The organism is Pseudorhodoplanes sp. (genome assembly GCF_035565855.1).
GTDB lineage: Bacteria > Pseudomonadota > Alphaproteobacteria > Rhizobiales > Xanthobacteraceae > Pseudorhodoplanes.
Genome location: NZ_DATMRX010000315.1, coordinates 1 through 13,934, shown reverse-complemented (window position 1 = coordinate 13,934; position 13,934 = coordinate 1). Strand labels below are relative to the sequence as shown.

The window sequence follows — 13,934 nt, the reverse complement described above, 5'->3', positions numbered from 1 at the left end:
CGTTGCGCCCGGCTTCATCGACATCAAGACGCATTCGGATTTCACGCTGCCGATCAACCCGAAGGCCGAAAGCAAGCTGCGGCAGGGCGTCACCACCGAGATCATCGGGCATTGCGGCTTCTCGGTTGCGCCCTGCTTGCCCGGCAAGGTGGAATTGCTGCGCGATTATCTCAGCCCCTCGGCGCCATGGCTGCCGTTCCGCGAGCTGAGCTTTCCCGACTATCTCGACACGTTCCCCGCGACGGCACTCAATCCCGGCATGCTGGTCGGGCACAACACGCTGCGCCTGATGGTGATGGGCATGGACCAGCGCGCGCCGACCAGGGACGAGCTCGACCGGATGATCGCGCTCCTCGAGGACGGCTTGAAGGCGGGTGCGCTCGGACTGTCGTCCGGTCTGTTCACATCGCCCGGCTCCTATGCCGCGCCGGACGAGATGGTGGCGCTGTGCAATGTGGTGAAACGCTACAATGGCGGATATTTCACGCATATCCGCGACGAGTCCAACAAGGTCATCGAGGCGGTCGAGGAGGCGATCCATGTCGCCGAGACCTGCGGCATCCATGTCGAGATCGTGCATTTCAAATGCTCGGGCATGGACAATTGGGGCAAGGCGTCACGCTGCCTGCAGATGATCGCGGACGCCAAGGCGCGCGGCGTCGATATCGATTGCGACTCGCATCCCTATACCGCCGGATCGAACCCGCTGAAGAACCTGATGCCGCAATGGGTGCAGGGCGGCGGGGTCGGGCCGATGCTGGAGCGGCTCAAGCTCAGGGAGACGCGCGAGCGCATCCGCGCCGACATCGAGCGCGACGGGCTCAATAACTGGGGGCGCATTCCGAACTGGGACTGCGTGCAGATTTCGATCACCCCGAACCTGCCGCAATATGCCGGTCGCACCATCGCCGATCTCGCGAAGGAGCGCGGGCAGGACCCGATTGATGTGATCTGCGATTACCTGATCGAGGACAAGGGCGCGACGCGCGTGCTGGTGATCTCGATTTCGGAGGACGACATCCGCGACATCGTGCGCTCGCCGCAGGCGCTGGTCGGATCGGACGGCAATTGCGTCGCCGATTACGGCATCACCAGCCAGGGCATGCCGCATCCGCGCTTCTACGGCACGTTCCCGCGCATCCTCGGCCATTATGTCCATGAGCTCGGCATCATTCCGATCGAACGTGCGATCCACAAGATGACGGGGCTCACCGCGAAGGCGCTACGGCTGAAGGATCGCGGCCTGCTGAAGGAAGGCTACCGCGCCGACATCGTGATGTTCGATCCGGCCGACTTCAAGGATCAGGCGACCTATGCCGATCCGCATCGCTATCCGACCGGGACGCGGACCAGCGTGCTGGTGAATGGTGTCGTCGTGATCGACAACACGAAGCATACCGGCGCCCTGCCGGGCAAGGTGCTGAGGCGCGATGCAAGCGGGGCGGTGGCCTAGCGCCTGGCCGGCGCCTCGTCCGCAAGCTCCACATACATGCGCCGCCACGGCTGATCGTCGATCAGCCGCCACCGATGGCCGCTGCCGGTGGTGTCGGCGGCCAGGAGCACGTCGCCCGGCTTGAGGATGAAGGTCTCGCCGTCGCGCGTGGTGAATTCCAGCGTGCCGGACAGCGTGATCACATATTGCCGGCACGGCGCGACATGCCAGTCGAGCGCCGAACCGGCCGCTGTTTCCTCGACATGCACGGCCCTTGCCGCCTGGAGATGTCCCGGCGGCAAGTCGATCTGCTCGACATGCGAACGACCGTCCGATCCGGTGAACAGGTGAATGCAGCGGATCATGCGCCAATCCATTTCGCGATGAGACGGGGGAGGGTGCCATTGGCCTGCAGGCGCGCCTGCGCATCGTCGATCGCGCGGCGGAGCGGCTCGTTGGAGAGGCCGACCGCAATCGCGAGATCTTCCTGCGTGATGCCTTCCTGCACCACGCGCAGATGCGGGCGATCTTTGGTGAACCAATGCATCACCGGCGCGAGCTTCATGATCGCTCCGATCTGCCCGGCATCGAGGTCGTCGAGCATCTTGCCGATGTCATGATAGGCATAGACGCGCACCTCGCCGACGCGGCCTTCCGCCTTCAGCCGCTGCGCCATCGGCTGCGACGTATTGCCTTCCTGCACCGCCAGCACGAGGCCGCGCAGGTCGTCGATCGAGCGCAGGTTCGGCGTCTTCTCGATATTGCAGACGAGGCTCTGGCCGGAATGGATATAGGGCGCGCAGAACAGCGCCTTGCGTTCGCGGCCGGGCGTGACGGTGGTGCCCGACGCGATGCAGTCCATGGTGCCATTGGCAAGGCCGTCGAAGATATCGTTGAAGTCGGCGCCCGTGTAGGTCACAAGCCGCCATTGCAGGCCGAGCTCGGCGGCGATCGCCTGCATCAGCGCGATATCGAAGCCGCAATCCTTGCCGTCGCTGATGAATTCGAATGGCGGGTCCGGCACCGCGGAGCCGACCCGGAGAATGCCGGGTGTGATTGTCGCCGCCATGCTCATTCCCGAAGGCTGTTATTCCGGCATGCGGAAGGTGAGCAGCCGCTTCATCGGATAGGAATAAACCTTGCCGCTCTCGGTGAAGGAGGGCCGGCACATGTCCACGATGTTGCCGGCGACCTGTTCGGGCGTCTCCAGCGTCGTCGGATCTTCGCCCGGCATCGCCTGCGCCCGCATGCGGGTGCGGATCGGGCCGGGCGTGAACAGGTTCACGCGCAGCCGCGTCTTGACGTTCTCGGCGGCCCAGGTCTGCACCATGGTGTTCAGCGCCGCCTTCGACACGGCATAGGGTCCCCAATAGGCCCGCGCCAGCCAGGACAGGCCCGACGACAGGAACACCGCGCGCCCGGCATCGCTCTGATGCAGCAGCGGCTCCATGCAGCGGATCAGATGCCAGTTCGCGGTGACATTGACCGCCATCACGTCGTCCCACGCCTTCGGCTCGACATGCGACAGCGGCGACAGCGGCCCGAGGATGCCGGCATTGCCGACCAGAATGTCGAGCTTCTTGTAGCGGTCGAATAATGCGCCGCCGAGCCGGGCGATGCCGTCGTAGTCCTTCAGGTCGAGCGGCACGAGCGTCGCCGAGCCGCCGGCCTGTCCGATCTCGTCGTCGAGTTCCTCGAGCCCGCCGACGGTTCGCGCCACCGCGATCACATGCGCGCCCTGCTTCGCGAGGGCGAGCGCCACCGCGCGGCCGATGCCGCGCGAGGCTCCGGTGACCAATGCGAGGCGGCCGGTGAGGGAAGAGGTCATCGCATGCAGAACCAGGCTTGAGACAGGGATGAGCGGCGCGCCGGAAGGCGCGTCACCGGCTGTGATGCGCAGCCATCATCGCGCCGACATCGCGCGCGCTCTGATCGGCCGAAGCGGACAAGGCCGCAGCGACGGATGCGCGGTCGGCCTCCGCCCGGTTCTGGCTGAGTTTCAGCTTGCCTTCAAGCGCCTCGATGGTGAAGCGGAACCCGACAATGGCGCGCAGCTGCTTCTCGATGTAATCGGCCGGCGCGTCGTCAACGCGCCAGGGCTCGGGAAAAGCCGCCTCGTGACGGTTCGACAATTCGGCGACATGCGCCAGCAGCGCGTCGCGGTCGGCGATGATCTCAAGCCGGCCGCGCGCGCAGATCGCGACGTAATTCCAGGTCGGCACCGCCTTGCCGTGCTCCGATTTCGAGGGATACCAGGATGGCGACACATAGGCGTCCGGCCCCATGAACACGGCAAGCGCGGGCTTCGTCAGATCGCTGTCGCGCCATTGCGGATTGGCGCGCGCGACATGGCAGCGCAATTGCCCGAGCGGCCCGATGCCGGTGTCGAGGAACACCGGCAGGTGACTGACCAGCGGACCTTCCGGGCCGGTTGTGGTGAGGCTTGCGAAACCGATCCTGCGGATTTCGGCCTGCAGCACGGCAGCATCGGTCTCGCGAAAGGCGGGCGGGATGTAGAGCATCGGGACCGCCGTTAGTCGATCGGTGCTGCGGGCAGGTCGACGCCGAGATCGGCCGCGACCCGGAAAATCTGCTCCGGACGATATGGCTTCTGAATGAATTCGCTGCGGGGCAGGAGCGTCTGCCGCTCGGTGTTGCCGCTTGCATAAATCACCGGGGCATCGGCGTGGACCGCGCGCACTTCATGCGCGAGCGACCATCCGTCCATGCCGGGCAGGCGAATGTCGGTGAACAGCAGATCGAGAACCCGCAAGGTCGACAGCCTTTGCAGTGCCTCCTCGGCGCTGCCGGCATCGATCACCTCGAAGCCCGACAGCTCGAATTCGTATGCCACCATCTCCCGCAACAACGGCTCATCTTCGACGACCAGCACGACGGGACGACGATCCTGACTCATGGCTTGATCCGGCTCATGACGGCGTGGCGATACGCGGATGGGCGGTGGGTTCCCCCCGAAGGCCGGGGACCATAGCACGGAGGCTTGAAAGGAAACGGCGCGGGGGCTTCACGAATTCTTGCGCCCGCGTCAGATCGCGACCGCGCGGCGTCAGGCGCCGCTCACTCACGATCAAGTGACATCAGCTGGCTTCGGCGAGCAATGACAATTGCCGCGGACTATGCGCCTCCGCGCTCAAATCCGTGAGCGGCGTCGGATATTCGCCGGTGAAGCAATGGTCGGTGAATTGCGGCCGCTGCGGATCGCGCTGCTCGTAACCCATCGAGCGATAGATCCCGTCGACCGAGAGGAAGGCGAGTGAGTCCGCGCCGATGAACTTGCGCATCTCCTCAAGCGAATGAGTGGCCGCGAGCAGCTTGTCGCGATCGGGCGTATCGATGCCGTAATAATCCGGATGCGTGATCGGCGGCGAGGCGATGCGGAAATGGACTTCCGTCGCGCCGGCATCGCGCATCATCTGCACGATCTTGGTCGATGTCGTGCCGCGCACGATGGAATCGTCGACCAGCACGATGCGCTTGCCCGAGACCACCGCGCGATTGGCGTTGTGCTTCAGGCGAACGCCGAGCTGACGAATCTGCTGGGTCGGCTCGATGAATGTGCGGCCGACATAATGATTGCGGATGATGCCGAGATCGAAGGGAATGCCGGATTCCTGCGCATAACCGAGCGCCGCCGGTACACCGGAATCGGGCACCGGAACGATCACATCGGCTGATGCCGGGGCTTCGCGTGCAAGCTCCGCGCCCATGGTCTTGCGCACCTGATAGACCGGGCGGCCGCCGACGATCGAATCCGGACGGGAGAAGTAGATATATTCGAAGATGCACGGACGCGGCGCGACCGGCGGGAATGGCTTATGCGAATGCGCGCCCTTGTCGTCGAAGACGATGACCTCGCCATTCTCGATATCACGCACATATTTTGCGCCGATGATGTCGAGCGCGCAGGTCTCCGAGGCGAGGATCGGACAGCCATCGAGCGTGCCGAGCACCAGCGGACGGATGCCGAGCGGATCGCGCGCGCCCACGAGCTTCTTGTTGGTGAGGCCGACGAACGAATAGGCGCCCTCCAGCGCGCGCAGGCCATCAATGAAGCGGTCGACGAACCGCGCCTTCCGCGAGCGGGCGACCAGATGAAGGATCACCTCGGTATCGGTGGTCGACTGCATGATCGCGCCTTCGCGAACCAGTTCGCGGCGCAGCGTCAGCCCGTTGGTGAGGTTGCCGTTATGCCCGATCGCAAGACCGAACGGATCGAGCTCCGCGAACAGCGGCTGCACGTTGCGCAGCAGCGTTTCGCCGGTCGTGGAATAGCGGACATGTCCGACCGCCGACATGCCGGGCAGCCGGTCGATGACCTTGCGCTCGGAGAAATGGTCGCCGACGAGCCCGAGGCGGCGTTCGGAATGGAACCTGCGGCCATCGAAGGACACGATGCCCGCGGCCTCCTGGCCGCGATGCTGGAGCGCGTGCAGCCCAAGGGCGGTGATCGCGGCCGCATCGGGATGACCGAAGATGCCGAATACCCCGCATTCCTCACGGAGACGGTCGGCGTTCAGGTCAAGATCGAGGCCCGTTTCGGGTGAGGGGCTGGCGTTGGGAGATATGGTCATTCGCGATCCAGGCCCTTTGGTTGCCAGTGGCCCGCTATCGCGCGGGCGTAGCCCTCGTTTCGATCAACTGATGCATGCCCGACCGATCGGCCCGGTCATAGCCTTCGCCAGTGTTCCGACCGGAGCCCGGAATCGTCGAGTCGGACCGCTGACCGGCCGGCTCCTCGGCCTCGCCGTCCTTCGGACGCTTCAGCCGCTTCAAGATGGTGCTTTCGGGGTCATCCGGCAACATCGACTTAAGCCAATCTCCCGTACCGGCGAGCACGACCCGTGATTTTGCGCCGGTGACCCAGGCGGGTTGCGACTTTTGCGGCACCAGCCAGTCAAAAAACAGATAGGCGACCACGACGATGATCAGCCCGCGGCCGAGCCCGAACAGGAAACCCAGGGTCCGGTCCAGCGCGCCGATTCGGCTATCGAGGATCATATCGGAGATCCGCACCGTGATGATCGACACAATCAGCAGGGTGCCCAGGAACAAGCCGCCGATCACGGCCCCGGCCGCCACATACTGGTTGTTGAAGTAGCTTTCGGCGAACGGCATCAGCCGCTTGTAGAAATACAGCGTCGCCACGGCGGCCGCGATCCAGGCGGCGATCGACAGGATTTCGCGCATGAACCCGCGGATCATCGCCAGCAGGCCGGAAATCAGCATCACGGACAGAAGGATGATGTCGAGGAGCGTGATCGGCATGGGGCGCGGGATTCGGGTCAGGGCCGGGAAGGGCGCGCCTGTATAGCCCCCCGTCCGAGCCGCGTCACCCGTCTTTCTGCCCGGTTTCGGGGTCAACCACAGCGTTGCAACACGATTTGAGGCTCAGCGCGTAGGGAACGGCGCGTGAAGGAGAAAAGCGGCCCCACACCGGGGTTTCGCAGCCCGATGCGCTGGACCACAATCAAGGGACCCGCAGGGAGGAGGCGAGCGATGCTCGGCAGACGTTCCAGGCAATGGATCACGGCTCTTGCGCTCGCATCGGCCCTGCAAGCGGGCGTAGCGCATGCGGATATCGGCGCGCTCACGACGGCCTACAACCGGTCGGGACAGGAGCTGTTCCGGAGCCTCGGCGCGGCACCGGGGAATGTGGTGCTGTCGCCGTTGTCGATCGGAACGGCGATGGCCATGGCCCTTGCCGGCGCGCGCGGCGAGACGCAGGAGGACATGCGGCAGGCGCTGCGGCACACGCTTCCCGCCAATGCGGTCGGTGAGGCGAATGCGCAATTGCTGGCCGCGCTGCTCGACGCGGCGCCGTCCTGTCCCGATGGCTTCAGGCTCGAGGATCGGCAATGTGCGGCCCCGGCGCCGGGCAAGGCCGATGAAGTGTGTCCGGGAGGTGCCAGGCGCGACGGCGTGCGCTGCGTGCTGGATGCAAGGAGTGGCAAGGGCACGTTGCGGATTGCCAACGCGCTGATGCTGGTCAACCCCTCGGCCATTGTGGCGGACAGCTATCGCGACACGATCCGCAAGCATTATCGCGCCGAGATATTCACCGGCGCCGATCTCGCCACCGTCAATGGCTGGGTGAAGGACAAGACCGAAGGCAAGATCCCGGTCATCATCGAGCGGCTCAATCCGCAGGACTCGCACGTTCTCCTTAACGCGATCTATTTCAACGCGCCCTGGGCGCACGCTTTTGCGGCGAGCGCGACCCGCGACCACGCGTTTCATCTTTCGAATGGCGAGATGGTTGAGGTGCCGACGATGTCCCAGACCGCGCCCTTCGCGACGCACAAGGCAGAAGGGTATCAGGCGATCCGGCTGCCCTATGCGCGGGACGGATTGTCGATGGTCCTCGTGCTGCCGGACGAGATCGACGGGCTCGGCAAGGTAACGGCGGGACTCGAGGGAAGCGGCCTTGCGGGGCTGCTTTCGGCGCTCGGAACTGCGCCGACGCGCACGGTTGCGTTGTCGATGCCGAAATTCAAGTTTGAGAGCGCCGCCGAGTTGATCCCGTCCTTCAAGGCGCTCGGCATGACCAAGGTGTTCGATCCCGCGCAGTCGGACCTCTCGGGCCTGACCGGATTGCCGCGCGACCAGGCGCAATCGACCATCGACCAGATCGTGCATCGCGCGGTGATCGATGTCGGCGAGGAGGGCACCGAGGCCGCAGCGGCGACGGCCGTCATCGTCACGACGCGGACCCTGGCGCCAAGTCAGCCGATCGAGCGCTTCGTCGTCGACCGGCCGTTCCTGTTCGTGATCGCCGACGACAGGACGGGCGCCATTCTCTTCATCGGCCGGGTCGCCGATCCGCGATCATGAGCCCGAGGGCAGGGTAGAACGGGGGTATTTGGCAAAGGCCGGTCCTGAGGCTTATAGTTAAATAAGTCTTAAGGACCGGGTTGATGACGCATCGGACGATTTGCGCGGCTGCGATTGCCGTGTCGCTGGTCGGCGGCTCGCAACTCGCCGTGCATTTCGCGCTCGAAGCTGTGGCGCGCGGGTCGATGCTCGAGAGCCGGCTCTTCCAGCCCGATTTGCGACCGAGCGACCGGGCGACGTCTACCGCGCTCGCGCAAGCATCTTTCGCTGACGTGCGGTAGAACCTGCGAGAGGACTTTCACGCCTCGCGGCGCATGCGGTTGCGATTGCCGCGTGCCGCGATATCGGCGACCAGCGAGGCCAGATTGCCGTGCGCGGCCAGGGTCAGCCCGGCATCGGCCGGCGCGTCGGCGCGTCCGAAATCGGGCAGGAACGCACGGGTGAAGCCAAGTTTCGCCGCTTCCTTGAGCCGGGCGGGAGATTGCGCCACCGGCCGCAGCGCGCCCGACAGCGAGACTTCGCCGAAATAGACCGCGTCCGCAGGAAGCGGCGCGCCGGCGAGCGAGGATACGAGCGCGGCCGCCGCGGCCAGATCGGCGGCGGGTTCGTTGATGCGAAGCCCGCCCGCCACGTTGAGGTAGACGTCATGCGTGCCAAGCCGCACGCCGCAATGCGCTTCCAGCACCGCGATCACCATGGAGAGACGGCTCGGGTCCCAGCCGACCACCGCGCGGCGCGGCGTGCCGAGCGACGTCGGCGCGACCAGCGCCTGGATCTCGACCAGCACCGGACGGGTGCCCTCGATGCCGGCAAAGACCGCGGTGCCGGGTGAGCCGAGATCGCGCTCGGAGAGAAACAATTCGGACGGATTTTGCACTTCGCGAAGGCCGAGGCCCGTCATCTCGAACACGCCGATCTCGTCGGTCGGCCCGAAGCGGTTCTTCACCGCGCGCAGGATCCTGAACTGGTGCGAGCCTTCGCCCTCGAACGACATCACCGCATCGACCATGTGCTCGACGACGCGCGGGCCGGCGATCTGGCCATCCTTCGTGACGTGACCGACGAGGATCACGCAGGTCCCGGTGCGTTTGGCGAAGCGGATCAGCAATTGCGCCGAGGCCCGCACCTGGGTGACGGTGCCGGGCGCGGACTCGACGCTGCTGGTCCACATCGTCTGGATCGAGTCGATGACGAGAAGGCGCGGCGTCGCGCCCTGCGACAGGGTCGCGATGATGTCCTCGACCGAGGTTTCGGAGGCGAGTTCGACCGGGGCGTCGGCAAGCGCGAGCCGCTCGGCGCGAAGGCGCACCTGCGCCACCGCTTCCTCGCCGGAGATATAGACCGCGCGTTGCTTTGCTCGCGCCAGCGCCGCCGCGACCTGCACCAGCAAGGTCGACTTGCCGATGCCGGGATCGCCGCCGACCAGAATGACGGAGCCGCGGACAAGACCGCCGCCGGTGACGCGATCGAATTCGGTCAGACCGGTCGCGAGGCGCGGCGCGTCCTCATCGCCGCCGGACAATGGCTGCAGCGTGAAGGCGCGTCCGCGGCCTGGCATGCGACCGCCGCCGCCCTTGCCGACCGGCGCATCGGCCGCTTCTTCCGCCAGCGTGTTCCATTCGCCGCAGGATTCGCATTTGCCCTGCCAGCGCGAATAGGCCGCGCCGCAATTCTGGCAGACGAAGGCGAGGGTTTTGCGACTCATGCCGCTATCGGGGGCTGAAAGTCGCGTGCATGTCAATGACGGAAGCGAATGGCATACCGGCACCGCCGGCGCCTGCGCTCACACAAATCGGTCAACCGCCAGCGCAATCCGCGCTTCGACCAGCTTCATGTTCGGTCTCGTGCGTCTTGCGAGCGAGGTCAGGAGAAAAAAGCCGATCGACGCGCCGAACAGCATGTCCGCTGCCGCCTCCACGTCATCGACCGCGATCAGTCCGCGCCGCTTGAGTGCTGCGAGGCGCGCCGTGAGCAGTCCTTTTCCGCGCATCATGCCCTGTTCGTAATAATGCCGCGCCACTTCGGGAGCGTTGGCGGATTCGGAAATGACCAGCCGGCTGACATTGATATGCCGCGATGACAGGACAAAGCGCGCGAGCATCCGGAGCGTCGAGCGCAATGCTTCCGCGGGATCGGAGGCGTCGTCCGGGCTTTCCGACAGCGGATAGGCTTCCACATCGGCGATCAATGCCTTGAGCAAGTCCTCCTTGCTGGCAAAGACCTCGTAGAGGGTCTTTTTCGACATTTCGCAGCGCTGGGCGATGTCGTCCATGCTGACGGCTGCATATCCCCTGGCCCCGAACAGGTCTTCCGCGGCCTGCATAATGCGCCGCCGCCGTTCGCCGGGCGGCATGACGACCGGGCGGCCCGGCCGGGTTGGGGGAGGACTCGTGTGCGGCATTTGAAATCCGTGTGACTACCCGTATATAGGAAACCGAGCAGTTTTGTAAATCGGACTGAAAATCGCCCTCCATGACAGCGTCCACCGACCGGATCCCCGCCAGCCTTGTTCTTGTTCTCGGGGGCCTGAGCGCCATTCCGCCGCTTGCCACCGATATGTATCTGCCGGCCTTGCCGGTGATCGCCGCGGATCTTGGGTCCGACGAAGGCAGCATCCAGTTCAGCCTGATGGCGTTCTTTGCCGGCCTGATGCTCGGCCAGCTTTTCTACGGACCGTTCGCCGACCGGTATGGCCGCAAGCCGCTGTTATTCGTGGGGCTCACGATCTTCGTTCTGTCGTCGCTCGGCGCGGTCTTGGTCGGCAATGTGCGCGATCTCAACATCCTGCGTTTTGTCCAGGGACTTGGCGGATCGGTCGGCATGGTCATGGCGGTCGCCATCGTCCGCGATCTTTATACCGGATTGAAAGCGAGCCGCCTGTTGTCGCTCGTGGTCATGGTGCTCGGCGTCACCCCGATCATCGCGCCGCTGCTCGGCAGTACCATCATTGCCGCCGGCTCCTGGCGCATCGTCTTTGTCGTGCAAACGCTTCTGGGTGTGATCCTGATGCTTGGCGTTTGGCGCAAGCTTCCCGAAACCCGGCCCGTCGAACTGCGCAAGGCAACGAGTCCGGCTCAGACGCTTCGCAATTATGCGCGGCTCCTGGTGAACACGCGCTTCATGCCTTTCGTTCTCGTCGTCAGCATCGCGCAGGCCGGTTTCTTCGCCTATCTGTCGGCGTCCGCTCCGGTCTTCATCGCGACATTCGGGCTGTCGCCGTTCGCCTTCAGCGTCGCCTTCGCACTGAACGCGCTCGGGATGATGGCATCCGCCCGGATGAGCGCATTCGTGCATCGAAGGGTCCGCGCCGACCATATCGTGCGGGGTGCGCTCGTGGTCTATTTACTGGCGGCGCTGGCTCTCATCACGATGACGGTGACCGGGGCGGCGTCGCTCATACCGTTCGCGGCGACCTTGTTCGTCATCATCGCGACGCTCGGTTTCATCATGCCGCTCAGCACGCTGCTCGCGATGGAATCCGTAGGCGAGATCGCCGGAACCGCGGCGGCTCTCATGGGCGCCTTCCAATTCGGGACCGGCGCGCTGTCGAGCGCGGCGATGGGCGCGTTCTCGGACGGGTCCGCCTTGCCGATGGCGGCCTGCATCATGGCCTGCGCGCTGGTCGCGACCATGCTCTCGATGGTCGCCTTCCCGAAGCGCGCAAGCGACAAAGCCGCGCCGTAGCGGATCGAACGAAGCGCCACGGCATCAAACGCGTGGAGGGCCGATCAGTCGCCCTTGTAGAGCCGCGTATAGCGCCGGCCGAGGCTGGTCAGGACCTCGTAACCGATCGTTTCCAGCATCTCGGCGGTCGCATCGACATCGCGGCCGTCTCCGATCACCGTGACGAGATCGCCGCGCTTCACGCTCCCGACCGGAAGATCGGTGACGTCAATCGCGGTCAGATCCATCGATATCCGCCCGACGATCGGGCAGGCCTTGCCGTTCACGATCAGCGTGCCGCCGGCCTTCTGGTCGCTGCCGCTTTGCGCGCGCGGAAAGCCGTCGGCATAGCCCATCGTTGCGACGGCGATCCGGGACGGCCGCCGCGTGGTCCATGTCGCGTCGTAACCGACGGTCTCGCCGAATGCGATGTCGCGCACCTGGGCGATCCGGACTTTCAGGTCGATCACCGGCCGCATCGGGTTCGGCTTGTTCGGGGTGGGATTGACGCCATAGAGCGCGGCGCCGGGCCGCACGAGGTCGAGATGTGCCGCGCCTCCGAGAAAAATGCCGGACGAATTGGCGATCGATGCCGGCACGCCCTGAAACAGCGCGCGGACATCGCGGAAGGCCTGCATCTGTTCCTGATTGCGCTGGCTCTCGGCGACCTGGGACGCCACGAAATGGCTCATCACCAGCTTGATGCCGTTGTTCGCGAGATTGACGCGCGGCGCGATCGCCGCAGCCTCCTCGATCGAGAGGCCCAGCCGGTTCATGCCGGTATCGACATGCAGGGCAAAGCCGCCATCCCAATTGTTGATGCCGGCGACGGCGTCCCATTCGGCGAGTTCGCCCGATGAGCCGATGACCGGCCGCAGATTATGTTTGAGGAAGGCCTGTCCGGTGCCCGGCGGCAATCCGTTGAGGACATAGATCGTTGCGTCCGTCACCGCTTCGCGCAGGCGCTTGCCCTCGGACAGATCGGCAACGAAGAAGGTGGTGCAGCCGGCGTCGCGCAGCCGCGCGGCGACCGGTTCGAGACCAAGCCCGTAGCCGTCGGCCTTGACCACCGCGGCGCATTCGGCGGGCACCGCGGTCTTGCTCAGCATCCGGTAATTGGCTTCGATCGCCGCGAGGTCGATGGTCAGGATGCCGCAGGCCTCCTCGGCGGGCGGTCCCTTGGACAAGACGGGGTCGGATGTGGCGGATGCAGGCACAGGTGACAGCATGATGGCACTCGGCCGCACGATGCGGCATCAGCTTGAGGTCCAATAAGCGAGCACGCGCTCGAAAGCAAAACTAAGGCGGTCAATCCCCGATGCGCTCAGGCAAATGGTCTTGAGGCGCGAGATCGCTGAAGCGGGTGACGCTGCCGTCGAACTGCAATTGCACGGTCCCGGTCGGACCATGGCGCTGCTTGGCGATGATCACCTCGGCCTTGCCGTGCACATTGGCCATTTCGATCTGCCACTTGAGGTGCTCTTCGGTCCCCGGTCTCGGTTCCTTGTTCTGCAGGTAATATTCCTCGCGATAGACGAACAAGACGACGTCGGCGTCCTGCTCGATCGAGCCGGATTCACGCAGGTCGGACAATTGCGGGCGCTTGTCGTCGCGGCTTTCGACCTGGCGCGACAGCTGCGAGAGGGCGATGACCGGGACCTGCAATTCCTTGGCGAGGGCCTTGAGATTGGTGGTGATCTCGGTGATTTCCTGCACCCGGTTCTCCTGACCGCGGCGGCTGGAGCCCTGCAGGAGCTGAATATAGTCGATGACGAGCAGGTCGAGACCGCGCTGGCGCTTGAGCCGCCGCGCGCGCGCGGCGAGCTGCGCGATCGACAGGCCGCCGGTCTCGTCGACGAAGAACTTCATGTTCAGCAATTCGAGCGAGACATCGCGGATGACTTCGAAATCCTGCTCGCTGATGCCGCCGCGACGGATCGTGCTCGACGGAATGCCGGTGCGCTCGGCGATGATACGGGTGGCGAGC

Annotated in this window: 15 protein-coding genes; 4 read left to right on the top strand and 11 right to left on the bottom strand. The window is 65.1% G+C overall.

Translation table 11 applies throughout. The features are described 5' to 3' along the window. A partial coding sequence (locus VN004_RS18015; RefSeq protein ID WP_325612963.1) for a D-aminoacylase occupies positions 1-1,453 on the top strand: 1,453 nt, incomplete at its 5' end. On the opposite strand, the gene VN004_RS18010 is transcribed toward VN004_RS18015, so the two are convergent. The 7 genes from VN004_RS18010 to VN004_RS17980 form a co-directional block, all read right to left on the bottom strand. Next, a complete protein-coding gene (locus tag VN004_RS18010; RefSeq protein ID WP_325612960.1) occupies positions 1,450-1,797 on the bottom strand; it encodes a cupin domain-containing protein in 348 nt (115 codons plus the stop codon). The genes VN004_RS18015 and VN004_RS18010 overlap by 4 nt on opposite strands. Further along, complete coding sequence (locus VN004_RS18005; protein ID WP_325612958.1) at positions 1,794-2,501, bottom strand: ABC transporter substrate-binding protein; 708 nt, start codon at positions 2,499-2,501, stop codon at positions 1,794-1,796. The genes VN004_RS18010 and VN004_RS18005 overlap by 4 nt, the downstream gene beginning before the upstream one ends. 18 nt (positions 2,502-2,519) lie before the next feature. Next, entirely contained in the window at positions 2,520-3,260 is a 741-nt protein-coding gene (locus VN004_RS18000) for an SDR family NAD(P)-dependent oxidoreductase (RefSeq protein WP_325612956.1), read from the bottom strand. 52 nt (positions 3,261-3,312) lie between these two features. Then, the gene (locus tag VN004_RS17995; RefSeq protein WP_325612955.1) at positions 3,313-3,954 is read right to left on the bottom strand and encodes an FMN-binding negative transcriptional regulator; all 642 of its coding nucleotides are present in this window, start codon (positions 3,952-3,954) and stop codon (positions 3,313-3,315) included. Positions 3,955-3,965: 11 nt separating this feature from the next. Further along, positions 3,966-4,349: a response regulator gene (locus VN004_RS17990; RefSeq protein ID WP_325612953.1), complete on the bottom strand. Its 384-nt coding sequence runs from the start codon at positions 4,347-4,349 to the stop codon at positions 3,966-3,968. 181 nt (positions 4,350-4,530) lie between these two features. Beyond that, the gene (gene purF, locus VN004_RS17985; RefSeq protein ID WP_325612951.1) at positions 4,531-6,024 is read right to left on the bottom strand and encodes an amidophosphoribosyltransferase; all 1,494 of its coding nucleotides are present in this window, start codon (positions 6,022-6,024) and stop codon (positions 4,531-4,533) included. Positions 6,025-6,058: 34 nt separating this feature from the next. After that, positions 6,059-6,718: a CvpA family protein gene (locus VN004_RS17980; RefSeq protein WP_325612949.1), complete on the bottom strand. Its 660-nt coding sequence runs from the start codon at positions 6,716-6,718 to the stop codon at positions 6,059-6,061. Positions 6,719-6,949: 231 nt separating this feature from the next. Here VN004_RS17980 and VN004_RS17975 point away from each other — a divergent pair, with 231 nt between their 5' ends. Beyond that, complete coding sequence (locus VN004_RS17975; RefSeq protein ID WP_325612948.1) at positions 6,950-8,284, top strand: serpin family protein; 1,335 nt, start codon at positions 6,950-6,952, stop codon at positions 8,282-8,284. Positions 8,285-8,367: 83 nt separating this feature from the next. Beyond that, positions 8,368-8,565 carry a hypothetical protein gene (locus VN004_RS17970; protein WP_325612946.1) on the top strand — a complete coding sequence of 66 codons (198 nt, stop codon included), beginning with the start codon at positions 8,368-8,370 and terminating at the stop codon, positions 8,563-8,565. A 17-nt stretch (positions 8,566-8,582) separates the two neighbouring features. On the opposite strand, the gene radA is transcribed toward VN004_RS17970, so the two are convergent. Beyond that, positions 8,583-9,989: a DNA repair protein RadA gene (gene radA / locus VN004_RS17965; RefSeq protein WP_325612944.1), complete on the bottom strand. Its 1,407-nt coding sequence runs from the start codon at positions 9,987-9,989 to the stop codon at positions 8,583-8,585. A 78-nt stretch (positions 9,990-10,067) separates the two neighbouring features. After that, a complete protein-coding gene (locus VN004_RS17960) occupies positions 10,068-10,607 on the bottom strand; it encodes a TetR/AcrR family transcriptional regulator (RefSeq protein ID WP_325612942.1) in 540 nt (179 codons plus the stop codon). 149 nt (positions 10,608-10,756) lie between these two features. On the opposite strand from VN004_RS17960, the gene VN004_RS17955 reads away from it, so the two are divergent. Then, complete coding sequence (locus VN004_RS17955; protein ID WP_325612941.1) at positions 10,757-11,968, top strand: multidrug effflux MFS transporter; 1,212 nt, start codon at positions 10,757-10,759, stop codon at positions 11,966-11,968. Positions 11,969-12,012: 44 nt separating this feature from the next. Here VN004_RS17955 and alr read toward each other — a convergent pair whose 3' ends face one another. Both alr and VN004_RS17945 read right to left on the bottom strand, forming a co-directional pair. Continuing rightward, positions 12,013-13,134 (bottom strand): alanine racemase, encoded by a 1,122-nt coding sequence (gene alr, locus VN004_RS17950; protein ID WP_325612940.1) that lies wholly within the window; start codon positions 13,132-13,134, stop codon positions 12,013-12,015. Positions 13,135-13,255: 121 nt separating this feature from the next. After that, positions 13,256-13,934, bottom strand: a 679-nt coding sequence (locus tag VN004_RS17945) for a DnaB-like helicase C-terminal domain-containing protein (protein ID WP_325612938.1), incomplete at its 5' end; no start/stop codon positions are given.